Here is a 25,747-nt window from a genome sequence, read left to right on the forward strand (position 1 = left end):
ACCGGTATTCGCGCGACGGATTCTTTCGCCACGTCGCCCGACCGTTGAACTGCAAGACATAACACCAGAACAGAATATGTACTATTGTGCTCTACCGCAATGGGGTCGCCGAACATCGGTATGTGTCCCGAAAGTCCTCAAGAAAAGTCTTGTCGAAGGGCCGTCCGATGAGCACCGTTCGGCATGAGCCGCAGACTGCTGACATCTCGCATACTTGATGTTCGAGTGTCCACTCATGAGGGAGATTCCGCTCCCGAACGCTAACAGTGGAGGTCAGTACGCCGATCCGTCATGTCGCCGGAGCAGCATCATCGTCGTACCGCTGTTTGCGCCGCCGACACCGCAAGCGGCGAGGTCGGCATCGGCCACTTGGCGAGCGCCGCCCTCACCCCGAATCTGGACACACGCCTCGTGTAGGTGGCCGAAGCCGTGCAGCCGGCCCCCCGAAAGTTGGCCGCCCGCAGTATTGATCGGCAACTCGCCGCCGAACGTAAAGCGCGTCGGATCTGCGATCCACTCCCCTGATTCGCCGTATTGACAGAATCCGAAATCTTCGAGGAAGCACAGTACAAACACGCTGAAGCCGTCGTATAGCGACGCGTAGTCGACGTCACCAGGCGCAAAGTCAGTCCTGTCCCAGATTGTCGACCACCGGGAGTTCAGCCGACCGATGTCCTGACCGCCCTCGAAGAGAAAGCGGTCGTGATGCGCGCAATCGAGCGCCTCGACGACCACTGCCGGATGTTCCAGAGCCGCCGCGTGTTCAGCGCGCGACACCACAAATGCCGTCGCACCGTCGCAGGCGATATCGCAGTCGTACATACACAGCGGGTCGGACACCATACGAGCATCCAGATAGGTGCCGAGGTCGATCGGTTCGCTGTAGACCGCCTTGGGATTTAGTTTGGCGTGTGCTCTTTGGACGATCGCGATCTGACCCAGCTGTTCCCTGGTGAGCCCGAATCGGTGCATCCTGGAGCGGATCTGGAGCGCAGCGAGGTTGGCCGCCGCCGCTCCGTACGGCAATTGCCATCCCAGCTGACCTGTCGCCCGCGATCCGGCAGCCACCCCGTAACCGCGACGACGGCCACTTCCCTGTGCCGTTCCCTCCCAGATGCTCCGCCAGCACAAGACGTGTTTCGCCATACCCCCGGCCACGGCGAGCATCGCATCGACGACGGCGCCGAGCTGGCCGGGGTATTCGACACCCCCGGCCACCCAGTTCGGCTGAATGCCAAGAGCGTCGTGTATCTCGCGCAACCCCGCGCCAGAGAAACCCTTGCCCGCCATCGACGCGCCCGGGTAGGTGGTGAGGCCGTCGATGTCGGCCAGCGTCAATCCCGCATCCTCGACCGCTGCCAGACACGCATCTACGGTGAGCTGCAACGGATCCCGGCCGAGCCGACGCCCGATGTCGGACTGGCCGATGCCGCTGATGATGACGTCGCTGGTCAAACTCGGACGCATCACCGCTCCGGAGCGAACAGGGGTAGGTACACGACCTCTCCCTCTGCGCCGTCATCACCCCTTTCGAAGGTGGCCCGCACCGGCATGCCGACGACGACATCCTCGGGGGCGACATCGATGAGGTTGGTCAGCACACGCGCCCGGGGATCTTCGACCGGGTTGACGAACGCGATGACGTAGGGCGTCGGGATTCCCGGAAAGAACGGGTGGTGATTGACCGTCCAGGACTCGACTCTCCCGCGACCCGACATCGCCACCCACTCGGGTGTGGCGTGGTCGAATTGGCAACGTAGCGCGGGGGGATGGATGATGCGCTCACACTCGGGGCACTGCTGCAACCGCCACACCCCCTCGGCGCCGGACGTCCAATATGGGCGGTTGAGCTCCGATAGCGCTGGCAGAGGTCGGCCGCTGGACGCCCCCTCGTCAGGCACCGACCGCCCCGTCCGCGGCCGCGTCGTCGACGCCGAAGATGAAGCGATCGGCAATCGCATGTTCGTTGCGGATCGACATCTCTTGAGCGGTATTGAGCCACAGACCGTCGAAACCATTGGAATGCATGCCCGCGTGGATCGCTCCAATGTTCATGAGATCCTGGGTCGGCAGTTCCCCCCAGCCGTCATGGTCCTGCCAGCGTTCGAATTCCAGCCAATCGGTCTCGGGGACCTCACCTGGCGCGAAGTGCTCCAGTGAGAACATCTCGAAGACGCACCTGTTCGGGTCCTCGGCGTCAGGCAGCATCCGATATCCGAGGATGCAGGATTTCTCGACCAGGATCACAAGGGTCGGAAACACGTGCCAGTCCCCATTGCCCGCGAAGTACTGCTCCATGGTCATCTTGGGGAAATCGACACCCTCGGCCAGGGCGAGTTCCTCGCACATCTGGTGGTAGAGCACGAACGGCGGAATATCGCCGGGCTCCATCATCGCAAGCTGTTGCGCCACTCGATAATCACGTTCGGTGGCTAAGGATCGCACTTCGAGGTAGTTGTACTGCATCGAGTTGGCGAAGACCTCCGGGCGGGCCGCCTGCTCCTTGCGCGCGCTGTCCTTGTCTCCGCTGTCGGGTCGCGCCGTGTAGATGAATCGGGAGTGGTTGCGGTACGGAATCGTCGGCGTATAGGGGGCGTAGACGAACTCCTGTGGTGGCGCCGGTTCCGTCGATGGCCGCGGGCCCTGTGTGGCGCGCAGCGTCTGTGGATGCGTACCCGGCGTGTGATACCCCTCGATGAACGCGTCGATCACCGTTTTGTAGTTGGCCGGCAGGAACGTCCGCTTACGCCAACGGAAGCGCATGTCCTGCAAGCGGAACGGAGCAAGCGCGGTCGGCAGGGGGTCGAGCCAGTCCAGGAGATCCGGCGGATCCTCGTTCATGCTGACGAACACCCAGCCGCCCCAGGCGCCCACCGCAACCGGCCGTAGCGACCACTGTTCGCGAGGACGATTGAGAAACTCGTCGCGCGAGGGCACGAACGACGAACGGCCGTCGAAGGCGTAACGCCAACCGTGGAATTCGCACCGCAGCTCGCCGTCAGCGGCGCAGCCCGTACCGCGCACAACCTTCATTCCCCGGTGCGTGCAGGCGTTGTAGAACGCTTTGATGCTCGCGTCCTTCTGCCGCACCACCATGACCGACTGCCTGCCGATCGTGTACTCGTAGTAGTTGCCAGCTTCGGGTATCTCCTCTTCGCGGCAGGCGGGTTGCCACACCTGCGTGAAGAGCCGATCGAGTTCGAGCTTCAGGAATTCGGGATCGATGTAGCGGCTCTTCGGAACGAAGGTCTCGCCGCAGGCGTACCGAGGTGGCACCTTCCCGGTGGCTTCCTGTATTACGTTGTCGATGGTCGTCATCGCGCATCGATTCCGATCAGCTGGCGGGGGGCTTGTCGAAGATGTTCGGGGACACCGAGCCCTTGAACGACGCCTCGATCTCGGCGAACGCCGTCGGGATGTCCCAGGTGCCCGACGCGGACACGATCTCGCGTTCGAATACCGGGTTGGTCATCAAGCTGATCCGTCCGTTACCCGCGAAGATAATGCGCCGATTGAGCCATTCGGACTGTTCACTTGCCAGGTAAACCACGGGCGGCACAACGTTTTCCGGAGCGAGTCGCTTATTCTCCGCCGAATAGTCCAGACTGCCCCCGCCCTTGATGCCCTGGGTCATCCGGGTGCCGGCGATCGGAGCGATGGCGTTGCTGCGCACCCCGTAACCTGCGAGCGCATTCGCACACGAGTACGTGAGTCCGACGATTCCCATCTTGGCCGCGGCGTAGTTCGGCTGACTGGGCGCGCCGTGCAGACCGGACATCGACGTGAAGTTGATCAACCGATACTGACCGCCGCGGTTCTCCCGCCACCACGTAGCCGCATGCCGAGTCAGGTTGAACGTACCCTTCAGATGAACCGAAACGACGGTGTCAAAGTCCTGTTCACTCATCTTGAAGATCATGTTGTCGCGAAGGATTCCAGCGGCATTGACCATGATGTCGAATCCGCCCAGCGTCGACGCGACACGGTTGATCAGTTCCTCGCAGGCGCCGAAATCGGTGATGTCGGTGGTGTCGGAGAACGCCTTACCCCCGCGCTCGTTGATCGCGGCGGCGACACTTTCGGCGGGACCCGCATCATGGCCGCTGCCGTCGACCGCGACACCGGCGTCGGACACCATCACAGTGGCCCCTTCGGCTGCCAACCCCTCGGCGACAGCCGCTCCGATTCCGCGCCCGGCACCGGTCACCAGCGCCTTTCGTCCGTCCAGGACTCCCATAATCGACTCCTCACCGATCAGTCACCGACCAGCATACAGAACACATGCACAGTATTTGTATAGCTGTTACCGGGCTTTTCGCAACTCAGTCGAAGCCCCATTCCGTATACCTGCGTTCGAGCTCGGCCATCGCTTCCCGGCCGCCGCGCATTGTGCGCTCTTTCATGAAGTTGAACTCGTCCTCGCGCCACGCGAGGTTGGTGAACACGCTGTGGCCCATCGGGACCCAGTCGCCGAACTGGGCCATTCCCACCGCGTTCCAGAAGGTGATCAGCGCATGCTTTCCGATCATCAGGCCGTCGGCGGAGTGATGGGCGATCGCTCGGGCGTAACGCATAGCCTCCTCGCGCAGTCCGTCTACGGGGACAACCGACGAAGCCACCCCCCACTCCTTGAGTTCGGCGGCTTTGACCTTGCGGCCGGTGATCATCGCCTCGTATCCGCGGTTGGGTCCGAGCTTGAGCAGTGCCAGCGGCATGATGGTGGAAAAGCCGGCGAAGCCGATTCGCGCCTGGGGCCTCGCGATGTACATGTCCTCAGAGACCACGAGGATGTCTGCGGCCAGGGCCAGATTCATCCCAGCACCCAACGTCGCGCCCTGACATGCGGCGATGACGGTTTTAGGGAACTCCATCCAGTTCGTGAAGTGGCGGTGCAAACGTCGGGCGTTGGCCAGTCGGGCCGTCTGGGGAAGCCTCGTGCCCTTCTTCAAGCCAGCCTGTTCAACCGGCAACCGCCGGACGTCGTCTCCGCTGCAGAAGTCCTTGCCCGGAGCCACCAGCACAACGACTTTGACCTCGTCGTCCGCCTCTGCCCTGTCCAACCGCTCCTTGAACAGCGCGTGCATATCGGGGGAAAGGATGGCGTTTCGTCGGTCGGGCCGATTGATCGTTATGCAGGCGATGTGTGGTTCGACGACCTCGTAGGTCACCCAGTCCTCGTCGACCTCGAACTCGCTGTCTTTGTCGTCACCCACGAGTCTTGCCTTCCGCGCCACCACTGATCCTGAACATTAAGACAATATCCGATCATTTGTTTCATCGGTGATATTCTCCTTCGCATGCCGCAACTCGTCATCACGAAGCACGTCGATGCGACCCCGGCGACCGTGTGGGCGATTGTCGCGGACTTCGCTGACGTGAATTGGATTCCTGTGGCCGGAGCGGTGGAGGTCGAGGGCGACGGCATCGGCATGCGCCGCTTGATCCACGGGAGCGGAGCCAAACCGGTTTCCGAAACCTTGACGAGCTTGAATCCCGACCGCATGGAGCTGGGCTACTCAATCGCCGACAACCCCCTGCCCGTCGCGCGATTCGACGCGCTCGTCTCCGTGCGCCCCGCCGGTGATGCCGCGGCGGCAGTCACGTGGAACGTCGACTACGACCCGGCGGGCACCACCGACGAGGAGCAGACCGCCGCGCGCGAAGCGATCGAGGCGGTGTACGGGATGATGGCCGGCTGGCTGGCGGACGCCTCGTCGACGCGTGAGGCCACGTGACCGACCGCGACTACGGCGTTCCGCTCGCGTCGTCGGATCGCATTTTCCGCGACGAGGTTTGCGACTTCCTCGCCGCGGCACTGACCCCGGATCTGCGCTCACGCGAAGGCGGCGAGTCCGGCCGACTGGATCGGATGCGCACCTGGCAGAGCCGTCTCCACGAGGCCGGGCTGGCTGCGATCTCCTGGCCAACGGAGTTCGGCGGCCGCAGCGCAACGCCGGTGCAGCAGTTGATCTTCAACGCCGAAATGGCGTCTGTACACGCTCCTGAGCCGATCAACCGGAGCGCCATAAATCAACTCGGTCCCACGATCATTCAATGGGGCACCGACGAACAGCGAGTCCAGTATCTGCCGCGCATCCTCTCCGCCGAGGACGTCTGGTGCCAGGGCTTCAGCGAGCCCGACGCGGGAAGTGATCTGGCGTCTCTGAGGACAAGAGCCATCATCGATGGCGACGAGCTGGTGATCAGCGGGCAGAAGGTGTGGACGTCAAAGGCGCAGTACGCCAACAAGATCTATCTGCTCGTTCGAACTGATCCCGCTGCCCCGGCACACGACGGGATCAGTTATGTACTGGCCGACCTAGCGGTCGACGGTATCGAGGTGCGCCCCATTCGGCAGATCACCGGCGACGCCGAGTTCAACGAGGTCTTCTTCGACAACGCGCGGGTGCCGCTCGCCGGCGTTCTCGGGCCGTTGAACGAAGGCTGGCGGGTGGCGAAGTCAACGCTTGGCTACGAGCGAGTCGGCCAGAGCCGCACGCACCGGATCGAGCGTCGCCTGGCCATCCTCACATCGATGGCCAGGGAGCCGAATGCGCTCAGTGACAACGGTTTGGACGACGAGTACGTCGCTGATCAGTTGGTGCGCTTCACCGCGCAGGTGGAGGCGCTACGCCAGATCGCCGCGCAGGCGACGGCCGCGGGTGTACGCGGGCTGAGCCCAGGACCCGAGGCGTCTGTCGCCAAATTGTTGACTTCGGAGGTTGACCAGGCGATGACGAACTTCGGTCTTGATCTCGCCGGTCCGGCTGGCACGCTGTTGCCTGGTTCCCCCGGTGCGGCGAAGAAGGGCAATGTCGCCAAAAGCTATCTGCTGATGCGCGCCTCGACGTTCGGTGCCGGAACATCAGAGATCCAGCGAAACGTCATTGCCGAGAGACTACTGGGACTGCCTCGTGACCCGTGATCGTGAACCGTCGTTGAACGAGATCGCGGACACCGCAGCAGAACTCAGCGAGCTGCAGGCCACGGCGGATGACATCTTGAGCCACGCGTGGGCGGTCGAGCGCACCCGCCGCCTCCTTGACGGCCGCGAACCGGCTTTCGATACGGACCTGTGGAAAGCAGTTGTCGAGATGGGTTGGCCCGACGTGCTGGTTTCCGAGCCCCGCGGCGGCGGAGGCGCAGGGATACGCGAGTTGTGCGTGCTCACCGAGGCGGCCGGTGCGGTTGCCCTGCCGATTCCACTGGCCTCAGTCGCGTCCGCCGCGTGGTGCGAAGACCGCTGCGCCGAGGGCATCAGCCTCGTTCTGGAGGACGTGGGTGCGACACTCAGCGAGTGCGAGGTCACGGGATCCTGGCCTTTGGTGTCATTCGGCGCGGTAGCCCAGCGGCTGATCGTCCTCACGCGCCGCGACGGAGAACCCGTGTTGGGCGTGGTCGACGCGGCCGACGGCGGTGTGCGACGGCAGTCGCAACAGCCGCTTGACCACAACCCGACCAGCAGCATCACCCTGACGGGAGCAGCGTTGCTACCGATCAGCTCAGGCTCTGATGCCGTTGAGCGCCACCGCAAGGCGTTGATGCGCGGCCGGCTCGCCACCATCGCGGAAGTCATCGGGATCGCGTCGGCCGCCAATGACGCCGCGGTCGAATATGCGAAGGTGCGGAACACGTTCGGTCGTCCGATCGGATCCCGACAGGCGATCAAGCACCGCCTGGCCGACCAACGTTCGGTGATCGAGGTCGCTCGTGCACTGGTGAATCGGGCTGCCGACGCCTGCGAACTCGACCACCCCGACGCCGAACCCCTCGTGTCCTTGGCCGCGTTCTGGGCGATCGACTCACTGCGACGAGTTCCCGAAGGCGCCATCCAGGTCTTCGGAGGAATCGCCTACACATGGGAACACGACGCGCACGTGCATCTGCGACGGGCCGCGAGCCGCATCGCCGAACTCGGGTCGCGCTCGTTGCACCGCTCGGTCGTCGCTCGCTGGCTCGATTCGAGAGTCTCGTCTACCCGAAATCCATGATGAGATGGGTGAGTTTCGACTCGGCGAGGGCCCAGTGTCCGTCGGTGCGTACCCAACGATCGTGGTAGTGCCCGAAGGCCGTCAGCGACGTTCCGTTGTCCCAGAGGACACGCTCCTGCACGGGCCATATGGCATGGGCTTCATCCCCCGATATCTCCACTTCTGGGATGTGGACCTGGTGCACGGTTCGGGCGCCTGCCACTGATTCCCTGATCGCTGCGATGACGTTGTCGCGGCCCACGATGGGCTCGATGTCCGGGTTGCCGTCACTGAGGTCGAGGCTGACATCCGACGTCAGCACCGTGGCGAATACTTCCCAATCTTTGGTATCGAGCGTCCTGCAGTATCTCGCCTTGGCTTGGCAGAGCTCGTGAATCGCCGACAGAGCTGTGTGGCCGATCATTTGACGGCGAGCTCCAACCGCTCGAGACGACGCACCAGAATGCTTGGAAGCCAGCGTCCCGCCCCGGCGAGAACGATCCATTCGGTGTGTTCCAACAGCATTTCCAGGACGAGCCGAGCTTCGAGGCGAGCAAGTGCCGCTCCGACACAGAAGTGCGCACCCTTGCCGAAAGTGATGTGACCCTTGCCTTTCTGACGATCCAGTCGAAAGTCATCCGGGCTTTCGAACTGTGCGGGATCCCGGTTTGCCGCGCCCCACAACAAGAACAACCGGCTTCCGGCTGGCAGTTCGACGCCTCCTAGCGCGGTGTCATTGACCACGTGCCGATAGTGCCCTCGGAAGGGCGGCTCGAATCGCAACGACTCTTCGATGAATGCGCCCAGCAGGGCCGGATCAGCACGAAGCTGACGCTGGATGTCAGGATGCGTGGCCAAGATCCAGACGGCGCTGCCCAACAGCGACGCCGTCGACTCACCACCCGCACTGAACAAGGTCAGCATGATCACCCGGGCGGTGTTGTCGTCGAGGGCTCCCGACGCACACGCCGTGGCGAGGTCGCCAAGCAGGTTGTCGCCGGGGTCGGTGGCCGCTCGCGCAAAGTAATCGCTGATGTAGCCACTTAACTCGATCGCCGCTGTTCCGGCGGCCGCGAGACCATCGGCGTCGATCAGTCCGTCGAGTAATTGCGTTGTCGCATAACCCGACTCGATGAGCATGTCGACATCGTCGTCAGGAACACCAATCAGCCGTGTCACCACCATCATCGGGAGGCGGTTGGCCATCGCGCTCATCCACTCGATCCGTCCATCCGTCTCCCCGCCGCGCCAGAGGCTGGCAGCGGTATCCGCGACGAATCGCTCGGTTGCCCGAATTCGCTTGGCTGCGAGTTGGGGAACAAGCATCTTCCGATGAATCGCGTGGACGGGGTCGTCCGCAGTCGCGAGAACGTGGGACGACCCTCCTAACCCTTCCATTTCGAACGCGCCGACCCCGCTCTCAGGGGTGTACGTCATCGTGGCGGTGAGATTGGATGAAAAGTCTTCGGGGCGACCGATGACTTCGTTCACTGCGTCCCAACTGCAGACCGCGTAGAAGCCCGAGCCGGCGACCTCCTGCACCGGCCCGCGTTCGCGGATCCGCGCGTAGTACGGATACGGGTTCTGGATCGTGGCGTCACTGAAGAACTCCACCCCGGAACCGGCTGCGTGAACACTCACCGACATCTCGCTCGGCCCTTCGCGTAGGCGATCAGCGGTAATCGAGCGTGACGGGCAGCCGATCGTATGTGTGCACCAAGGCCGACGGACGCAAGGTGCCCTCGCCTGTCACGTGAATACCCTTGGCGCGCTTGATCACTTCGTCCAGGACAAATCGGGCCTCGCGCCGGGCCAATGCTGCTCCCATACAGAAATGCTCTCCCACACCGAAACCCAGATGTCCCGCGGCATCACTACGGTGCACATCGAATTCCTCGGCGGTGGGACCCCAATGGTCAGCGTCTCGGTTGGCGGATGCATAGGCGAGGAGGAGCCCGTCGCCTTCGCGGATCGTGGCACCGCGCAAATCGACATCTTGCGCCGCCTGTCGAGCCATGCTCATCACCGGCGTCCACCAGCGCAGCACCTCCTCGACCGCGTTGTTGCCGACCTCAGGATCCGCGAACGCCTGCTGTGCCTGATCAGGATGCATGTCGAAGCACGCAGCAATGCCGGCGATCAGACTCTGCGTAGTCTCACTGCCTGCGGCCAGTAGCGTCAGCGCGTAGGTCATCACCTGGATCTCGTTGAGCGGTTCGGAGTCGATGCGCACCTGCGAGAGCATCGACAGCAGATCATCGGTCGGTTCCTTGGCGCGCTCGGCAACCAGTTCCATGAGATAGGGGGCGACCTCACCGAAGATCGTCTCCATGTCGCCGTCGTCAGCGACGCCGCTGCCGACCTTCGCGATCGTCGTGGCCCAGCCGGCGACCTTGGACCAGTCGGCCTCAGGCACGCCCAGCAGATGGGCGAAGACATACACCGGGAACGGCTCAGCGACGCGTTCGATCCAGTCGAATTCGCCGTCGGGGAGGTCATCGAAGATCGCGGCGACCACCTCACGAACGCGAGTCTCGAGTTTGGCGACGGCACCCGGGGTGAAGCGGACGCCGATCGCCTTGCGGTGTGCGCGGTGTTCGGGCGGATCCATGAACATGATGCCGCGAGCCCCATAGCCCTGCGGATCGCGGCCTTCCCGGTGCGCGATCAAGTCCATCATGATCCCGATGCGCTCGGAGGAGAACTTCTCCGGACGCGCCGAAATGGTCTTGATGTCGTCGTACTTCGTCACGACCCAGAACTGCCCCTGCTCGTACCAATGCACCGGGTCGGTGTCACGCAAGTGGGCAAACGTGGCATTCGGATCACCCAGATAAAACGAGGCATCGTCGAAGCGGGCGTCAGAGAGGGCCGTGGTCGTCGCCATGACTCTGAACAATAGAACATTTTGTGTGAATGTGTGAATACCCGCGGGTGCCCGGGGTGGTTGGACATCAATAGAACGAATGTTGTTCAATTGTATAAATAGCCATGCCGCAGTCAGGAGCTGATGAAGGGTGACCGACGACGTGCCCTCCTCAGGATTCTTGTCCGGTGTGCGCGTATTGCAGCTTGGTGACGGTATCGCGGGGTCATCGGCCGCCGCCCTGCTGGCCAGCCTCGGTGCCGACGTCGCCCGCCTTCCCCAACCGACTGCACGCCGTGCTGGGCCCGCCATCGACACTGCCGCGGGTCCCCAAGCGGCCGTCGACCTCGTCCTCGACCGACAGAAGCGGACACTGCCATCCGAGGAGGAACCCGACCTCGGCGACTACGACATCGTCATCAACGACGGTGCGACTGAGCAGCCGTCCGCCACCGAGGGGGTCGTCATCGTCAACCTCACGGCCTTCGGAATGGACGGGCGGCACCGTATGCGGCCGGGCGGTGAGATCGTCGCGCAGGCGAGCGGCGGCCTGCTGGCCACCATCGAGGATGTCGACGGCACACCCGTACCTGCACCAGGATACGTCGCATCCAAATCAGTGGGGGCAGTGGCGGCGCTGGCGGCACTGCACGGGTTGGACCGGTACAACCACGATGGTGGAGCCGTCGTGGTCGACGTCTCGGCGCAGGAGGCGGTGATCTTCACCGCTGCGCTCCCTGAGTGCGCCCACACGATGTTTCGGTGTCCCGGGCGCGCCGGCAGCGGACGTTACCTGGCGCCGTCGGGCGTCTTCGAATGTCAGGATGGACTCGTCCGTATCACTGCCGTAGAGAATCACCAGTGGCAGCAGTTGAGGAAGACCTTCGGCGATCCCCCTTGGGCGGCAGGCCTCGACGAACGAGCCGCGCGTATCGAGCATGCCGGCCTGATCAACGCCCGGGTCACCGAATGGACGAGACATCAGAACAAGGCCGAATGCGCCGCCTTGTTGCAGGCCAACGGCGTCCCCTCCACCCCGGTCAATCACCCCGGCGAATTGTTGGACTCCCCGCAGTTGGCGTACCGCAGCGCGCTGCAATCCGCGCGCATCGACGATCGCGACATCACCGTGCTCGGTCCACCGTGGACGGGGGCTGCGGGTCGCCCCGGCCGCAGGCGAGGCACCGGAATCACCGGACTGCGTATCGCCGAGCTCACCCACGTGCTCGCCGGGCCCATCGTCGGGGCGTTGCTCGGTGGGATGGGCGCAACGGTCGTTCGACTCGAAGATCCCAACCGCTTGGATATCTACCGCCGCAGCGGCCCTTTCGCCGACGGGATCGCCGGCCCCGAGCGTGGCGCGTACTACGCCGTGGCCAATCACTCCAAGCACAGCGTCTTGCTCGACCCGCAGCACTCTGGCGCCGATGTCGCCGAGATCCTTGCCGACTCCGATGTGCTCATCGAGAATGTCGGATCGTCTCGGTTGAAGCGCCTCGGCATGGACCCTGCGGAACTCGCAGACACCGGCCGATTGACTCTCCGAGTCTCGGGATTCGGCTCCGACGGACCACTGGCTGGATATCGGGTGTACGCCAACAACGTTCAGGGTTACGGCGGTTTGGCGGCGCTGAGCACGACCGCCGACGGATCTCCTGCTCGTCTGGGCACTGTGCTGGCCGACCCGCTGTCGTCGGTCGTCGGGGCCGTGGTGATCGCTGCGTGGGCGCTGGACCGAAACCCCTCCGGCGGCACAGTGATCGATCTGTCCATGGCCGAAGTGGTCGCGTCGACGGTTGCCGAGTACGTCGCCGCCGCGTCGACAGAACAGACGACGACGGCTGACGACGTCCGACGGTTCGTCCACGGTTCGACCGACGGTCGCTGGGTCGCAGTCGAACTGGCCGCAGGGCAGTGCGAGGCAGACAGCATCGAGTTCGTCCGCGCCCTCATCGGCACCAATCGGGCCGACGAAGCGGCACTGAAACTCGAGGGCGCGGGCATTTCGGCTGCCGTGGTCCGACGCGCCGACGAGCTGGTGAACGACAGCCACCTCGCCGAGCGAGGGTTCTTCCCCGAGATCGCTCATCCGGATCCCGATCTGAGAACCGCCCGATTGGTCGGACTCCCTTGGCGGTTCGCCGGCGAAGGTCCCATTCCGCTGAGTCCACCGCCCGCGCTGGGGAGTTCGAATGCTCTCTACGAGAGAAAGCCAGATGCCGATGTCACCGCCTGACCGTCTGGCGACCGTGTGGTCGTCGACTTTCATCCCCTCGAAGTCACCCCTGCCGGGCTTCGGCGCAGAGGGTTACAGCGTGGCCTGGGTCGACAGCGGCACCGAACGACTTCAAGTGGTCGTGGACGGTCCCCGTCCAACGCCCGGAACAACGGGGCGGTTGGTGGGCCGCACCTTCGACGATCAGATAGTCGAGATGTTCACGGCGGATGACCGATGACCGGCGTTCATCTCGCCGGTGTCGGTATGACGGAGTTCGGAAAACACCGTGACGTCCCGCTGGTCGAACTCGGCGTCACAGCGGCGCGGCTAGCGCTGCAGGACTCCGGGCTGGATTACGCCGACATCGGTGAAGTGTTCACCGCGTCGTCGCTGGCCGGCCCGCAGACCGGCATCAAGGTTGCACTCGAATTGGGACGCACCGGGATTCCGGTTACCGCAACCGAAAGTGCCTCGGCGAGTGGCATGGTCGCGCTCAGACACGCGATCTCTGCAGTCGCTTCGGGGCGAAGCACTGCCGCTCTCGCGATCGGCTACGAGAAGACCACCACCCTGGAGCCCGGCGGTGTGGTGCCCGCAGCTGTCGGGTTCTGGGACCGCTTTCCCGCCCAGACGCACTATGCCATCGAGGCCGCACGCTGGCTGCACGACGCCGGCTGTGGACCCGAGGTGATCGCTGCTGTGGCCGCGAAATCATACAACCAGGCCCGCCTGAATCCGCTTGCCGTACGGCGCAACTCCGATGCGGTGACCGTGGAGGATGTCCTCTCTGCTCGGATGGTGGCCGAGCCACTGACGAAGATGATGTGCCATGCCTCGGTTGACGGCGCCGCGGCGGTCGTCGTGACGCGCGACTCTCGCCCGCGTTCGGTCTCGGTATTGGCGGTCGAACAGACCAGCTGGCCTACGGATCCGACCTGGCCCCTTGTCGGGCCCGTCGTAGGACCGCCGTCGCAACTCAGGCTCACCGCCGAACGGGCATACACCACCGCAGGCATCGAACCGGGAGATATCGGCGTGATCTCGCTCCACGACATGTGTGCCAGCGAGGAGATCACTGCACTCATCGCGATGGGATTGGCCGACTCCGCGGGAGTTGCCGCACTCGCGCAGACCGGTGGTCTCGCGCACGACGGAACGCTGCCGACGAACACCGACGGTGGCTGCATCGCCCGCGGCCACGCTTTTGGAGCGACCGGTCTGGCTCAGGCTGCCGAAGTCGTCACCCAGCTTCGCGGCGAGGCCGGAGCGAGGCAGGTGGCGCAGCCACGAGTCGGGATGGCTCAAGCTGTCGGCGGTGGCGGCTCCTGCGTCGTGGCGCTGATGCGCGCCTGACCTGGCGATCTTCTACGCGATCGCGCCACTCTCTTTGAGCGCGAGGATCCGGTCCCAGTCACCACCGAGATCCAAGATGAGTTGCTCTGTGTCAGCGGCGAATTCGGGCATGGGCGTTAACGACAGCGGGGTTTCGTCGAAAAGCACGGGGCTTGCCACGAGATCGAAACTCGCTCCCTGGTCATCCACCGTGACGATATTGCCGTTCGCGCGCACCTGCGGGTCGGCGGCCACCTCGACGGTCGTCTGCACCGGTGCCCATTGGCCGTCGATACCCTCCAGGGCGACCCGCCAATGAGCCAGCGGCTGAGCGCCGATTGTTGCGCGCAGCACCGCTATCGCCTCTGCACCGTTGGCACCGAGCAGCTGGTGGGTCGCAAAGCGTTCATCCTCGGCCAGTTCAGGAACGCCCACCCGGCGACAGAACTCAGCGAAGTAGCGAAATCCCTGCAGCATGGACAGCCCCAGGAACCGCCCGTCTGCGGTCCGGTAGAACCCCACCAATGGATTGTTCGGGGTGACGTTGGCTCCCGCAGGATTGGTCTGCCACGGTTGACCACTGACCAACGCGGCGTTGATCGCCACGCCGGAAGCCCACACACCCACCCCCAACAGCGAGATATCCACCACGCGAGCATGACCCGTGCGCTCACGCTCGAAGAGCGCAGCGGCGATACCGCCGGCGATCGTCATTCCACCGATCGAATCCCCGTACGCGGGGCCCGGTTGCGGAACCACCCCGTCGATATCGCAGGGCGTCGAACCGGCGGCCCCCGCGGCCCGGCTCCAAAATCCCGTCATGTCGTAGCCACCGGTACCGGCGTCAGGCCCCAGCGGCCCATAGGCGCTGCCGCGCGCATACACGATGTCGGGATTGACCGCCCGCAGATCGTCGACGTCGATCCGCAGTTTCTTGCGGGCATCCGGCAAGAAGTTGGTGAGGAACACATCGCTCGTGCGGGCGATGTCCATCAGCAACTCATGCCCGTCCGGCGTGGCCATGTCCAATGCGACCGAACGTTTCCCGCGGTTTGCGTGCTCCATCACCGGGTTTCGATCGCCCTCGATCGTGATGTGCCCCAGTTGACGTAGGCCGCGCTGGGAGTCACCGGTCTGTGGATGTTCGATCTTGACGACGTCAGCGCCCCAGTCTGCCAACACTGCGCCGGCAGCGGGCACAAACGTCCACTGAGCAACTTCGAGCACCCGTACACCCGACATGGGTCCGCTCATCGAATTCCCTTCTAGCCGTTGATGGATTGCCCGCGGGTCAGCAGAGCGTCAGCAGCAGATCGAGATCGAACTGAGGCTGGTCGAAGTTGCTTCCGAGGTCGCCGACAGCGGGTCCGTGACCGTCGCCATCCATGAACAATAGAACATAATCTGTTTATTTGCGATATGGTTGTCCGGTGACGGCTGCCTTGTCGCACCTTCGGGTGTGTGACCTCAGCGGGCAACTGGCCGGCGCGGGTGCGACGAAGCTCCTGGCCGCATTCGGTGCCGAGGTGATCCGCGTCGAGGATCCCGCGACCCGCGGACTGTGGGACGCACTACGAGGGGTGGGCCCCTTCGTCGACGACCGTCGCGGTATCGACCTCGGCGCCGGGTTCAACAACCACAATCTCGGAAAGTACGGCGTCACCATCAACCTGCGTCTCGATGAAGGTAAGCAGCTGCTGCGTGAACTCGTGGCGGTCAGCGACGTCGTCTGTGAGAACTTCGCGGCCGGCGTGATGGAACACCGCGGTTTCGGTTACGACAAACTACGCGAGATCAAGCCGGACATCATCTACGTATCCAACTGCGGATTCGGTCACACCGGGCCCTACCGCGACTTCAAGACGTGGGGTCCCATCGTGCAGGCGATGAGCGGGCTCACGTACACCTCAGGGCTGCCCGATGCCGAACCGGCCGGCTGGGGCTTCTCCTACATGGATCACGGTTCGGCTTTCTACATGACGGTGGCCATCATGGCGGCGTTACACCATCGCGACCGTACGGGCGAAGGTCAGCACGTCGATCTGGCCACGGTGCCCGCGGGCATCGCCATGCTGCCTACCGAGGTACTCGACTGGACGGTGAATCAGCGACGCACCTCGGCACGAGGCAACCGTGCCGACTTCGACGAGTTCGCGCCACACGGCATCTACCCATGCGCCGGCGAGGACCGATGGATCGCCATGGCGTGCCGTGACGACAGGGAGGCGGCGTTGCTGGCCAAGGTGCTGGACGAACCCGCAATCGCATCGGAGCGATTCACGACATTGGCTGCGAGAGTCGCCGCGGCCGATGAACTCGACGACCTGGTCGCCGCGGCCACCTCCCGCCGCGATGCCATCGCGCTGGCGGACGACCTCGTCGATGCCGGCATTGCCGCGAGTGTCGTCAAGAGCCCCCGCGAGCGCATCGACGAGGACCCTGACCTGGCACGGATGGGACTCTTTCCGACTGTTACTCACCCTGACATCGGTGCAGTGCGCGTCGAGGGTGTTCCTCTCACCTTCTCTGAGACCCCCTGGCGGATCGACAAGCCGGGACCCAAACTGGGCCAACACAATCGCGAGATCTTCGGAGAGCTCCTCGGCCACGATGACGCGACCCTTGATCTGTGGGCTGAGCGAGGTGTGATCTGAGCGCGCTTGCCGATCTCCGCGTAGTGGAGATAAGCGACCAGTTCACGCCTGTAGGCGGGCGCGTGCTGGCCGAACTCGGAGCCGAAGTCATCGTCGTCGAACCGCCCCGGGGTTCCCCGCACCGGCTGCGCCCGCCGTTCGTCGATGACGAACCCGGCGTTGACCGCAGCCTGCGTTGGTGGAGTCAGAACGTCGGAAAGCGCAGCGTGACCGTTGACCTTGAATCGGAGTCGGGCGTCGCCGCGCTGTGCCGCCTGATCGGTGGTGCGGACATTGTGCTTGCCGGAGGCGATCGACTGGCGGGCGGCATTACTTATCGCGACACCGCCGCGGACCATCGGGGTCTGATCTGGGTATCGGTGACCCCTTTCGGGCTTAGCAGCGTTCGAGCCGACCACCCCGCCACCGATCTCACCGTGCTCGCCGGAGGCGGGCCGGTATGGAATTGCGGCTACGACGACCACTCCGTACCGCCGATGCGCGGCTCTGGCGATCAGGCCGCCAACATCGGCGGCATGTACGCCGCAATCGGCGCACTGATCGCGCTCTCACACCGCGAACACACCGGCGTGGGCCAACTCATCGACGTCAACGTGACTGCGGCCTGCAATGTGACTTGCGAACAGACCACCTATCACTGGCTTGTGAACCAGGCGGTGTGCGTGCGGCAGACGGGACGCCATGCCTACCCCACACCCAGTTCCGAGGTCCAAGTACGTTGTGCCGATGGACATTACGCGACTACCGGGGTGTTGCCGCGCAAGCCCGAGGAGTTCAGTCGGATGATCGCCTGGCTCTCCGAGCTGGAACTGACCGAGGAGCTGCCGGAGACCGTGTTCCTCGAGATGGCCGCCGCCCGGACCGCGCCAGTCGACCTCGCCTCCATCGGCGAGGACGACGAAACGACGGCGATCATGAGCGCGGCCCGTGAGGCCATCAGGTTGATCGCCTCGCGCATGCCAGCCAAGGAGTTCTTCATCGCGAGCCAGCAAAGGGGTTTCCCGGCGGGCGCCATCCTGCCGCCAGATGAGGCCTTCGATGACGAACACATGGTGGCGCGCGGCATGCACGTTCCAGTTGAACACTCCGAACTCGGCCGGACCGTCGTCTATCCCGGTGTGCCGTACACATTCTCGGCCAGTCCTGCGTCACCGCCGAGACGTGCGCCGCTGCTTGGAGAGCACAACTTCCTTCTCGACGAATCGACGCCGTGAGTCCCGGCCATCGCCTCACCCACGTCGGGCTGTGCGTGACGAACATCGAACGGTCGACGGAGTTCTACTGTTCAGCAATTGGATTCACCAAGATCGGCGAAATGCACATCGACGACGCAGCGTCCGCGCGACTGCTTGACGTCGAGGGTTTGGTGCTCGATCTGGTGTATCTGCAGCGCGATGGATTTCGCCTGGAGCTACTGGCCTACCCCACACCGGGTACGACGGGCGATGGTGAGCCGCGCCAGATGAACGCCCTCGGCTTCACGCATCTGTCTTTCCGTGTCGACGACGCCGATGCTCTCGCCGAGGCGGTCGTCGAGTACGGCGGGCAGCTGCTCGCCGACCGCACGGTCGCGTTCGGCGCCGGTAATCGCGGGATGATGCTCACCGATCCCGACGGCAATTTGCTCGAACTCATCGAGCGTGTCCGCGGCCAGTGAGCAACTAGTCACAATTCGTTCTGTTGTTCAACAGGGTGGTAGAGTCCGACTGTGCCCGCTACCAGCGAGTTGATGTACTCACCGTTTTCCAAGGCCGTGTTCGACGACCCCTATCCGGTCTACCGTCGGCTTCGGGACGAGGCGCCGGTGTATCGCGATCCCGAAGACCGCTGGTGGGTGCTTTCACGATTCGCAGACGTGGCGGGCGCGTTACGAGACTGGGAAACGTATTCGTCCAAGCTCGGCCCGGCGCCGGAGAACCCCGACGACGACGGCCGGAAGTATTCCGTCATATCGATGGACCCGCCGCGGCACGACCGTATCCGCGGCGTCCTCAAGGGCTTCTTCACTCCCCGCGCGGTCGCCTCGCTGGAAGGTGCGCTGCAGGCGGTCGTCGACCACCACCTCGGTCGGCTCAAACGCGGCACCACCGTTGACGCGATGGAAGCCTTTGCCTTCGCGGTACCCACCGACGTGATCGGAGATCTACTCGGCGTGCCGCAGGCCGATCGCGAACAGTTGAGGGTCTGGTGGGAAGCATTTTTGACCAGGCACGAGGGCGAAGTCGCGATGCCGCAGAGCGCTATCGACGCCAACCGAAACATCAGCGCCTACATCGGCGATCTCATCGACAGGCGTCGCACCGACCCGGGCGACGATCTGATCAGCATCGTGCTGCAAGCCACCTTCCACGACCCCGAGATCGGCGACGACCGTTCGTTGACGCCGCACGAGGTGTTGATGTTCTGCAACCTGCTTTCTGCCGCGGGTTCGGAGACCACCCAGAAGCTGATCTCCAACGGTCTGGTCGCGCTACACGACCACCCCGACCAGTGGCAGCGAATCGTCAGCGATCACAGCGTGATTCCGGCTGCGGTCAACGAGGCACTGCGTTACGACACCCCCAGCCACTGGGTGGCCCGCACCCTCACGCGGCCGGTCGAGCTACACGGTGTGACCATGAATGCCGGCGACTGGGTGCTGTTGCTGCTGGGCAGCGCCAACCGCGACGAGCGTCGCTACGACGACCCAGATCGCTTCATCATCGATCGGCCTCGTGGCACAGATGTCTATTTCGGCTGGGGCATCCACATCTGCCTCGGCCAGTGGCTGGCTCGTCGCGAGGCACAGATGGTTTTCGAATACGTCGCCAAGAACTTTCCCGACTACGCGATCGGCGCACACGAACGTGTGCTGACAGCAACGGTACGCGGCTATACCAGCGTGGAGATGACGCTGCGGTGAGCGCTCAGTCGACGACCCATTGCGGTTCGCGCTTCTCGGCGAAGGCCTTCATGCCTTCGAGGTAATCGGGGTGGGTCATCTGGTGCTGCAGGACATAGCGGTACGCGACGTCGTGGGCGGCGTGCAACCCGACATCGAGGCTCGTCCACATCCCTTTGACCGATGCCTGCACGGTCGCAGGGCTCAACTTCGCGATGGCTAAGGCGATCTCGCGCGCGCGCTCCTGTAGACGATCGGCGGGCACCACCTCGTTGATCAACCCGATCTCGTATCCGCGCTGGGCGCTGATGCGCCCGTCCTTGGTCATGAGGGCCAACTGCATGACCATCGACAGGGGCATCCTGCGCAGCAGGACCGTCGGCTCCAATGCGAAGACGTTGCCGACCATGAGGTGGGTGTCGATCAGCTCGGCATGCTCGGCGGCGATGATCAGATCGGAATCGGCCACCTGATGCAGCCCTCCCCCGACCACCATCCCGTTGAGAGCACAGATGACCGGCTTCCACACATTGTGATGGAGCCGCGAACCCGGCACCTTGTTGCGGATACCCGACTGGGCGGTCGCGCGAATGTCCTGGCCGGCACTGAATGCGCGGTCACCCGCGCCGGTGATGATGGCGACGCGGATGTCGGAGTCCTCGCGTACCCGCGCCCAGGCCTGCCCGAGTTCGGTACGGGTCAGGTCGTCGGTGGCATTGAGGCGCTCCGGACGGTTGATGGTGATGGTCGCGATGTGATCGCTGACGTCGAACAGGATCCTTTGAAAGTCCACCGCTAACCCCAATCGAAGTCGTGATGCAACAGATATGCATATAGTGTGTAAGTGTCTCATACCGGCGCAACGCTTCGTTCGCCGGGCAAAACACCAGACGGGAGGTGTGATGGCGTGAACCCGGATGTCGCTGCCTCGCAACCCCATCTCGCCGACCGTCTCGAGGCGATCCTCGGCATCGACCCCGACGCCGGCGCAATAGAGTTCGGCGGCGCGTGGACAAGCTGGGGATCGCTCGCCGCGGTCGCCCACGGAGTCGCCCGCCACGTGAGTTCGGCCGGTCTGGCCCCGGGCGCACCGGTAGGCCTGGTGCTGCGCAACGACCCAGCGATGATCGCGGCGATGCTGGGCGTGCTGCTGGCCCGCTGCTGCATCGTCACACTCAATGCGTCACATGGCGACGAGGGTCTGGGCCATGACATCCGTGACCTTCGCCTACCGGCAGTGGTGGCGTGCGACGTCGACTGGGGCCGGACGGGCGTCATCGAGGCCGCCACAGGCGCACTAGGTCTTCGCGTATCGGTGACCGACTCCCCTGTCGAGACCGTGTCGGGACTCGAATCACCCGGCGACGGGCCGTTCCGCGAATCCGATCCAGCGGTCGCGGTGGAGATGCTGACCAGCGGAACAACGGGACCGCCCAAGCGAATTCCACTGGCATACAATGCCTTCGAACGCACGATCGCAGCGGCCGGGGCCCATTACGGATCCCGCGACGACACCGGTCCGCGGTTGCGACGGGGCGTGATGATCGTGAGTTCGCCGCTGGTGCACATGTCCGGACTGTTCCGCACGCTTCTCTACGTGTGTCAGGGCCGTCAGATCGCATTGTTGCCGCGGTTCACCGTCCGGGACTTCATCGATCTTGTCGCCAGGCACCGACCCAAGGCTGTCAGCCTGGTCCCGACCGCGCTGGCAATGGTATTGGAGGCCGACGTCAACCCAGCGGTGTTCGACAGCGTCAAGGTGGTGACATCGGGCACCGCGCCGCTGTCGGCCGACCTGCAAGCGACATTCGAAGACAGGTACAGCGTCGCCGTGCTGCCCTCTTACGGTGCGACGGAATTCGCGGGCGGTGTGGCGGGATGGAATCTGTCGCTTCACCGCGAATGGGCGCAGTCCAAGCGCGGCAGTGTGGGCCGTCCCCAACCCGGCCGGGAGATACGCATCGTGGCGGTGGACGACGACCGAGAGACTTCCGCAGGCGAGCAGGGCGTCATCGAAGTGAGAACCGCGGGCGGCGACTGGGTACGTACGACAGACCTCGGCCGTCTCGATGCTGATGGCTTTCTGTTTGTCGACGGACGCACAGACGATGTCATCAATCGCGGAGGTTTCAAGGTCACCCCGGCCGATATCGTCACCACTCTGCGCTCGCACCCCGCCGTCCGCGACGCCGGGGTGACAGGGCTGGCCGACGAACGACTCGGCGCGGTTCCGGTGGCCGCGGTGGAGTGTGTCGAGGGCCAAGAGGTCACCGCCGACGATCTACTCACCTATCTCCGAGAGCGGCTGAGCCGATATCAGGTGCCCGCCGATCTCCAAATCGTCGACGCACTCCCCCGGACACCGTCGATGAAGATCAGCCAGCCCGGAATTCGCGCCCTCTTCGAACAAGCCGGCGAGGCGACTTCGTGACACTGCGCTGTCTGGCATCCGGATTGGGGTTTCCCGAAGGTCCGATCGTCGATGACGACGGCTCGGTCTTGGTCTCAGAGATCGCCAACGGCCGAATCAGCCGGGTGCACCCCGAGGGCACGGTGGCGACACTCGCGGTAACCGGGGGCGGCCCCAACGGAATGGCTCGATTACCCGACGGCCGACTGCTGGTCTGTCAGAACGGTGGCTCCCGGTTCGCCGTCAGACCGTGGCCTTTCGACATCGACGGTTCCGTGCCACTGTTCCTACCTGCGGGCGCTCCCGACCATCCAGTCACCCCGCAGCTGCAGATTGTCTCTGGCGACGGTGAGATCCAGACACTGACAACGACATTCACGAGCATCAGCGGTGATGAACTCCCTCTCGCGCGTCCTAGCGACGTGTGCGTGGATGCCCACGGCGGCTTCTATGTCACCGACGGCTTCTCGGTGCGGGGACGGAGCCGCAATATCACAGGCGTCCTGTACGGAACGGTCGACGGACAATTGCGTGAAATCGTCTACCCGCTGGAACTGCCGAACGGCGTGGCGCTTTCGCCGGACGGAGCCAAGCTGTACGTCGCCGAGACCAGGACGCGGCGGATCTGGGAGTTCGAGGTGCTCGCACCCGGTCGCCTCGGTACCGCCCGTGGCCTCGCCACAGTGCCGAGTGGCGGACCGATGAATTTCGGAGGCGCCGACGGACTTTGCGTCGCTGGAGACGGCACGATCATCGTCGCCACCGTCGGAACCGGTGGGGCGACTGCGTTTTCACCCGATGGTCGTCTGCTCGGCGCGATTGTCGCCGATGACCCGATGACCACCAACGTCGCGCTCAGCCACGACGGCCGTTCGCTGTACATCACGCTCGCGTCGTCGGGACGCCTGGTAGTCGTTCACGATTGGAGGACCGCCCTTGCGCCCTGTCCATGACGCCGGGCAGCTGACCGGCCAGATCGCCCTCGTCACCGGCGCCGGCCAGGGCATCGGTCAAGGCATCGCCTACGCTCTGGCCGCCGAGGGCGCGTCGATCGCCGCCCTTGACGTGCGACCGGACGGATGCGAGGAGACTCTGGCTGAATGCGTGCGCCGCGGGGTCGGGGCGATGTCCGTGACCGCCGATGTAGGTAACCGTACCGAGGTGGAGGCTGCGGTGTCCGGGGTCGTCTCACGTTTCGGTTCCGTCGACATCCTCGTCAACAACGCGCACGCATTCGAACTGGGAATAGCGCTCGAGCACACGACCGACGAACACATGGAGCGCTCGTGGCGCAGTGCCACTTTGGGCACGCTGTATTGCATGCAGGCTTGCCTGCCGGTGATGCGAGAGCGCGGCGGCGGCAAGATCCTCAACATCGGATCAGGGTCGGCGCTGGACGGCGAGGTCGGAGCAGCCAGTTATGTGACTGCCAAGGAGGCCGTCCGTGCGCTGACGCGGGTGGCCGCGCGCGAGTGGGGCCAGTACGGCATCTATGTGAACACGTTGTGCCCCTTCGCTCGCTCGCCGCGGTGGGATGACTTCGCCAAGGAACATCCGGGGCGGGTTCAGAAGCAGGCGGCTGCACTCCCGCTGCGAAGGGCACCGGGCGACCCCGAACTCGACATTGGACGCGCGGCGGTGTTCCTACTCAGTGACGACTCCAGCTATGTCACCGGCCAAACCCTCTTTGTCGAGGGCGGGCGGATGCGAACGTGAACGTCGGGCCGGAAAGTCCCTTGGTGTCACCCACGATGCGTGAGCGTCTAGGCAAGTGGACGCCTTGGGGACCACCGAGTCCCCCGATCTCCGAGTCCGACATTCGCCGGTGGGCGATCGCGTCATATTGGAACAGCGTTCCGCCGCGGTTGTATTGGGATCGCGACTACGCGGCGACGACGCGCTGGGGCGGCATCATCGCGCCACCCGATTTCAATCCGTTCGCCTGGCCGATACCTCGCCCGGCCTCGACGGATCGTGGGCCGGTCCGGCGGCGTGTCAACGGTGGTGTGCGGATGCAATTCGGTGTCCCGATGCGACCCGGCGACCGGATCGAGGCGCGATCGCGTATCGAGGGCTGGCAACCCAAGTCGGGCCGCACGGGCGATTTACTGCTGGTCGACTTCACCCACGAGTGGCGCAATCAGCGAGTCGAGATCGTCCGGATCGCCGTACACACGATGGTCTACTCGTGATGGCGCTGCTCGCGGGCCGCGTGGTCATCGTTTCCGGAGTCGGCCCCGGACTGGGCCGCGACTTGGTGCTGGCGTGTGCCAGGGAAGGCGCGCGCGTGATCCTGGTGGCTCGTGACGCCGACCGCTTGAGCGCGATCGAGCGCGAAGTCGGCGACCCAGCCCGGACCCATTGCGTGGCAATCGCGCCCGGCAATCCTGGCGAACCCGCTCGCATCGTTGCTGAAACCCTCGACCGATTCAGCGCGATCGATGGCTTAGTCAACAATGCCGCCACGATTCCGCCGCTGACCGAGCTGGCTGACGCGCCCGCCTCCGACGTGGCGGCAAGCCTGGAGGCGAATTTCTATCCGGCGTTCCATCTGACACGTGCGGTCGTGCCGACGATGCGGACCCAGGGCCGCGGATCAGTGGTCATGGTCAACTCCGCCGTCGTCCGGCATCCCAAGCGGGAGTTCGGCGCCTACAACATCGCCAAGCACGCGCTGCTCGGGCTCACTCGATCGCTGGCCTTCGAACTGGGACCGGCGGGGATCCGAGTCAACACGTTAGCGCCCGGGAAGATCGGCGGCGCGCGGTTGACGGCCTATTTCGACGTTCGCGCCGGCGAGCGTGGACTGTCGGCGAAAGACATCGAAGCAGAATATGCCGACAACATTGCGCTGCGCCGGATTCCGTCTTCCGCCGAGTACGCCGACGCCGCCATCTTCTTGCTGTCCGACCTCTCACGCTCGATCACCGGGCATCTCCTCGATGCGAATGGCGGCGAGTATTTCGACTGATTCGAATCAGGGTCAGGTCACTTCGTAGACGTCGTACCGCAACGTGTCTCCGAAGAAGCACCCCTTGGCCACACCGAGGATCCGGGTCAGCCATGCGTATCGTTCGTCGCCCGTTTCGAAATACATCGACGAGTAGACGACACCGGTCGCCGCATCCATGCGACCGGTGTAGCTGACCAATATTGTTGCGCCATCATCAGTCTCGAGCGTGAGGCGGGCATCTACGAGGACGCGTCCCGACGGTTCCACGAAAGCCCAGTCAGCAGCAGCATGACCCTTCAGCGAGGCTTGCAGCCGGTCGCCCTCGAATCGAGCACCGGTGATCTCGCCGATGGTCCGACTACCGGACGGGCCCGAAGACACGGCAATCGGGTCGGCGAGGTCATAGCGGACTTGACAGAGCGGCCTCAGTGCCGCCGCGTCTGGATCCCGGTCACCGCCCATA

26 protein-coding genes are annotated in these 25,747 nt (G+C 64.3%); 15 read left to right on the top strand and 11 right to left on the bottom strand.

Features of this window, described 5'->3' with window-relative positions; genetic code table 11:
* Window positions 1-273: 273 nt before the first annotated feature.
* The 5 genes from ACIA48_RS10270 to ACIA48_RS10290 all read right to left on the bottom strand — a co-directional run bounded on the left by ACIA48_RS10270 (window position 274) and on the right by ACIA48_RS10290 (window position 5,213).
* Window positions 274-1,467, bottom strand: a complete 1,194-nt coding sequence (locus ACIA48_RS10270) for a thiolase family protein (protein ID WP_396730331.1) — start codon at window positions 1,465-1,467, stop codon at window positions 274-276.
* Window positions 1,467-1,901 (bottom strand): Zn-ribbon domain-containing OB-fold protein, encoded by a 435-nt coding sequence (locus ACIA48_RS10275; protein ID WP_396730333.1) that lies wholly within the window; start codon window positions 1,899-1,901, stop codon window positions 1,467-1,469. Before ACIA48_RS10275 ends, ACIA48_RS10270 begins: the two co-directional genes overlap by 1 nt.
* Complete coding sequence (locus ACIA48_RS10280) at window positions 1,894-3,318, bottom strand: Rieske 2Fe-2S domain-containing protein (RefSeq protein WP_396730335.1); 1,425 nt, start codon at window positions 3,316-3,318, stop codon at window positions 1,894-1,896. Before ACIA48_RS10280 ends, ACIA48_RS10275 begins: the two co-directional genes overlap by 8 nt.
* A 16-nt stretch (window positions 3,319-3,334) precedes the next feature.
* Window positions 3,335-4,237 (bottom strand): SDR family NAD(P)-dependent oxidoreductase, encoded by a 903-nt coding sequence (locus tag ACIA48_RS10285; protein ID WP_396730337.1) that lies wholly within the window; start codon window positions 4,235-4,237, stop codon window positions 3,335-3,337.
* 85 nt (window positions 4,238-4,322) lie between these two features.
* Window positions 4,323-5,213, bottom strand: a complete 891-nt coding sequence (locus ACIA48_RS10290) for an enoyl-CoA hydratase/isomerase family protein (RefSeq protein WP_396730339.1) — start codon at window positions 5,211-5,213, stop codon at window positions 4,323-4,325.
* An 84-nt stretch (window positions 5,214-5,297) separates the two neighbouring features.
* Here ACIA48_RS10290 and ACIA48_RS10295 point away from each other — a divergent pair, with 84 nt between their 5' ends.
* From ACIA48_RS10295 to ACIA48_RS10305, 3 genes are read left to right on the top strand one after another with little or no spacing between them, the layout of a single operon-like run.
* A complete protein-coding gene (locus ACIA48_RS10295; protein ID WP_396730341.1) occupies window positions 5,298-5,735 on the top strand; it encodes an SRPBCC family protein in 438 nt (145 codons plus the stop codon).
* Window positions 5,732-6,925 carry an acyl-CoA dehydrogenase family protein gene (locus ACIA48_RS10300; protein WP_396730343.1) on the top strand — a complete coding sequence of 398 codons (1,194 nt, stop codon included), beginning with the start codon at window positions 5,732-5,734 and terminating at the stop codon, window positions 6,923-6,925. Before ACIA48_RS10295 ends, ACIA48_RS10300 begins: the two co-directional genes overlap by 4 nt.
* Window positions 6,915-7,991, top strand: coding sequence for an acyl-CoA dehydrogenase family protein (locus ACIA48_RS10305; RefSeq protein ID WP_396730345.1), 1,077 nt, complete (start codon window positions 6,915-6,917; stop codon window positions 7,989-7,991). The genes ACIA48_RS10300 and ACIA48_RS10305 overlap by 11 nt, the downstream gene beginning before the upstream one ends.
* Here the strand turns inward: ACIA48_RS10305 and ACIA48_RS10310 are convergent.
* Genes ACIA48_RS10310 through ACIA48_RS10320 form a run of 3 tightly spaced genes read right to left on the bottom strand, consistent with a single transcriptional unit; the run spans window position 7,975 to window position 10,857 of the window.
* A complete protein-coding gene (locus ACIA48_RS10310; RefSeq protein WP_396730347.1) occupies window positions 7,975-8,394 on the bottom strand; it encodes a nuclear transport factor 2 family protein in 420 nt (139 codons plus the stop codon). The genes ACIA48_RS10305 and ACIA48_RS10310 overlap by 17 nt on opposite strands.
* A complete protein-coding gene (locus tag ACIA48_RS10315; protein WP_396730349.1) occupies window positions 8,391-9,617 on the bottom strand; it encodes a cytochrome P450 in 1,227 nt (408 codons plus the stop codon). The genes ACIA48_RS10310 and ACIA48_RS10315 overlap by 4 nt, the downstream gene beginning before the upstream one ends.
* Before the next feature lie 25 nt (window positions 9,618-9,642).
* Window positions 9,643-10,857: a cytochrome P450 gene (locus ACIA48_RS10320; RefSeq protein WP_396730351.1), complete on the bottom strand. Its 1,215-nt coding sequence runs from the start codon at window positions 10,855-10,857 to the stop codon at window positions 9,643-9,645.
* Between the two features lie 130 nt (window positions 10,858-10,987).
* Here ACIA48_RS10320 and ACIA48_RS10325 point away from each other — a divergent pair, with 130 nt between their 5' ends.
* From ACIA48_RS10325 to ACIA48_RS10335, 3 genes are read left to right on the top strand one after another with little or no spacing between them, the layout of a single operon-like run.
* A complete protein-coding gene (locus ACIA48_RS10325; RefSeq protein ID WP_396730353.1) occupies window positions 10,988-13,072 on the top strand; it encodes a CoA transferase in 2,085 nt (694 codons plus the stop codon).
* Window positions 13,059-13,292, top strand: a complete 234-nt coding sequence (locus ACIA48_RS10330; protein ID WP_396730355.1) for a hypothetical protein — start codon at window positions 13,059-13,061, stop codon at window positions 13,290-13,292. The genes ACIA48_RS10325 and ACIA48_RS10330 overlap by 14 nt, the downstream gene beginning before the upstream one ends.
* Window positions 13,289-14,407 (top strand): thiolase family protein, encoded by a 1,119-nt coding sequence (locus ACIA48_RS10335; protein ID WP_396730357.1) that lies wholly within the window; start codon window positions 13,289-13,291, stop codon window positions 14,405-14,407. The genes ACIA48_RS10330 and ACIA48_RS10335 overlap by 4 nt, the downstream gene beginning before the upstream one ends.
* 12 nt (window positions 14,408-14,419) lie before the next feature.
* Here the strand turns inward: ACIA48_RS10335 and ACIA48_RS10340 are convergent, their stop codons facing one another.
* A complete protein-coding gene (locus tag ACIA48_RS10340) occupies window positions 14,420-15,640 on the bottom strand; it encodes a CaiB/BaiF CoA transferase family protein (RefSeq protein ID WP_396730359.1) in 1,221 nt (406 codons plus the stop codon).
* A 176-nt stretch (window positions 15,641-15,816) separates the two neighbouring features.
* Between ACIA48_RS10340 and ACIA48_RS10345 the strand changes: the two genes are divergently transcribed.
* Genes ACIA48_RS10345 through ACIA48_RS10360 form a run of 4 tightly spaced genes read left to right on the top strand, consistent with a single transcriptional unit; the run spans window position 15,817 to window position 19,942 of the window.
* Window positions 15,817-17,040 carry a CaiB/BaiF CoA transferase family protein gene (locus ACIA48_RS10345; protein ID WP_396730361.1) on the top strand — a complete coding sequence of 408 codons (1,224 nt, stop codon included), beginning with the start codon at window positions 15,817-15,819 and terminating at the stop codon, window positions 17,038-17,040.
* Entirely contained in the window at window positions 17,037-18,254 is a 1,218-nt protein-coding gene (locus ACIA48_RS10350) for a CoA transferase (protein ID WP_396730766.1), read from the top strand. Before ACIA48_RS10345 ends, ACIA48_RS10350 begins: the two co-directional genes overlap by 4 nt.
* Window positions 18,251-18,697: a VOC family protein gene (locus ACIA48_RS10355; protein ID WP_396730363.1), complete on the top strand. Its 447-nt coding sequence runs from the start codon at window positions 18,251-18,253 to the stop codon at window positions 18,695-18,697. The genes ACIA48_RS10350 and ACIA48_RS10355 overlap by 4 nt, the downstream gene beginning before the upstream one ends.
* 51 nt (window positions 18,698-18,748) lie before the next feature.
* A complete protein-coding gene (locus tag ACIA48_RS10360) occupies window positions 18,749-19,942 on the top strand; it encodes a cytochrome P450 (RefSeq protein ID WP_396730365.1) in 1,194 nt (397 codons plus the stop codon).
* 4 nt (window positions 19,943-19,946) lie between these two features.
* Here the strand turns inward: ACIA48_RS10360 and ACIA48_RS10365 are convergent, their stop codons facing one another.
* Window positions 19,947-20,714: an enoyl-CoA hydratase/isomerase family protein gene (locus ACIA48_RS10365; RefSeq protein WP_396730367.1), complete on the bottom strand. Its 768-nt coding sequence runs from the start codon at window positions 20,712-20,714 to the stop codon at window positions 19,947-19,949.
* A gap of 114 nt (window positions 20,715-20,828) precedes the next feature.
* Between ACIA48_RS10365 and ACIA48_RS10370 the strand changes: the two genes are divergently transcribed.
* The 5 genes from ACIA48_RS10370 to ACIA48_RS10390 are packed head-to-tail and all read left to right on the top strand — an operon-like array spanning window position 20,829 to window position 25,302.
* Window positions 20,829-22,352, top strand: coding sequence for a class I adenylate-forming enzyme family protein (locus ACIA48_RS10370; RefSeq protein ID WP_396730369.1), 1,524 nt, complete (start codon window positions 20,829-20,831; stop codon window positions 22,350-22,352).
* Complete coding sequence (locus ACIA48_RS10375) at window positions 22,349-23,284, top strand: SMP-30/gluconolactonase/LRE family protein (RefSeq protein WP_396730371.1); 936 nt, start codon at window positions 22,349-22,351, stop codon at window positions 23,282-23,284. The genes ACIA48_RS10370 and ACIA48_RS10375 overlap by 4 nt, the downstream gene beginning before the upstream one ends.
* Complete coding sequence (locus ACIA48_RS10380; RefSeq protein WP_396730373.1) at window positions 23,268-24,047, top strand: SDR family NAD(P)-dependent oxidoreductase; 780 nt, start codon at window positions 23,268-23,270, stop codon at window positions 24,045-24,047. The genes ACIA48_RS10375 and ACIA48_RS10380 overlap by 17 nt, the downstream gene beginning before the upstream one ends.
* Before the next feature lie 23 nt (window positions 24,048-24,070).
* Window positions 24,071-24,523 carry a MaoC family dehydratase N-terminal domain-containing protein gene (locus ACIA48_RS10385; RefSeq protein ID WP_396730375.1) on the top strand — a complete coding sequence of 151 codons (453 nt, stop codon included), beginning with the start codon at window positions 24,071-24,073 and terminating at the stop codon, window positions 24,521-24,523.
* Window positions 24,523-25,302 carry an SDR family oxidoreductase gene (locus ACIA48_RS10390; RefSeq protein ID WP_396730768.1) on the top strand — a complete coding sequence of 260 codons (780 nt, stop codon included), beginning with the start codon at window positions 24,523-24,525 and terminating at the stop codon, window positions 25,300-25,302. The genes ACIA48_RS10385 and ACIA48_RS10390 overlap by 1 nt, the downstream gene beginning before the upstream one ends.
* Before the next feature lie 12 nt (window positions 25,303-25,314).
* Here ACIA48_RS10390 and ACIA48_RS10395 read toward each other — a convergent pair whose 3' ends face one another.
* On the bottom strand, window positions 25,315-25,746 hold the full coding sequence (locus tag ACIA48_RS10395; protein WP_396730377.1) for a DUF3237 domain-containing protein: 432 nt from the start codon (window positions 25,744-25,746) through the stop codon (window positions 25,315-25,317).
* Between the last annotated feature and the right edge of the window lies 1 nt (window position 25,747).

The sequence above is a fragment of the Mycobacterium sp. NPDC051804 genome, assembly GCF_044452905.1.
Taxonomy (GTDB): domain Bacteria; phylum Actinomycetota; class Actinomycetes; order Mycobacteriales; family Mycobacteriaceae; genus Mycobacterium.

Excerpts from the sequence above, each read along its gene's own strand:
- ACIA48_RS10270 (WP_396730331.1), bottom strand. The coding sequence starts at position 1,467 with ATGCGTCCGAGTTTGACCAGCGACGTCATCATCAGCGGCATCGGCCAG.
- ACIA48_RS10330 (WP_396730355.1), top strand. The coding sequence starts at position 13,059 with ATGTCACCGCCTGACCGTCTGGCGACCGTGTGGTCGTCGACTTTCATC.
- ACIA48_RS10285 (WP_396730337.1), bottom strand. The coding sequence starts at position 4,237 with ATGGGAGTCCTGGACGGACGAAAGGCGCTGGTGACCGGTGCCGGGCGC.
- ACIA48_RS10320 (WP_396730351.1), bottom strand. The coding sequence starts at position 10,857 with ATGGCGACGACCACGGCCCTCTCTGACGCCCGCTTCGACGATGCCTCG.
- ACIA48_RS10280 (WP_396730335.1), bottom strand. The coding sequence starts at position 3,318 with ATGACGACCATCGACAACGTAATACAGGAAGCCACCGGGAAGGTGCCA.
- ACIA48_RS10295 (WP_396730341.1), top strand. The coding sequence starts at position 5,298 with ATGCCGCAACTCGTCATCACGAAGCACGTCGATGCGACCCCGGCGACC.
- ACIA48_RS10395 (WP_396730377.1), bottom strand. The coding sequence starts at position 25,746 with ATGGGCGGTGACCGGGATCCAGACGCGGCGGCACTGAGGCCGCTCTGT.
- ACIA48_RS10315 (WP_396730349.1), bottom strand. The coding sequence starts at position 9,617 with ATGTCGGTGAGTGTTCACGCAGCCGGTTCCGGGGTGGAGTTCTTCAGT.
- ACIA48_RS10310 (WP_396730347.1), bottom strand. The coding sequence starts at position 8,394 with ATGATCGGCCACACAGCTCTGTCGGCGATTCACGAGCTCTGCCAAGCC.
- ACIA48_RS10335 (WP_396730357.1), top strand. The coding sequence starts at position 13,289 with ATGACCGGCGTTCATCTCGCCGGTGTCGGTATGACGGAGTTCGGAAAA.
- ACIA48_RS10390 (WP_396730768.1), top strand. The coding sequence starts at position 24,523 with ATGGCGCTGCTCGCGGGCCGCGTGGTCATCGTTTCCGGAGTCGGCCCC.
- ACIA48_RS10340 (WP_396730359.1), bottom strand. The coding sequence starts at position 15,640 with ATGAGCGGACCCATGTCGGGTGTACGGGTGCTCGAAGTTGCTCAGTGG.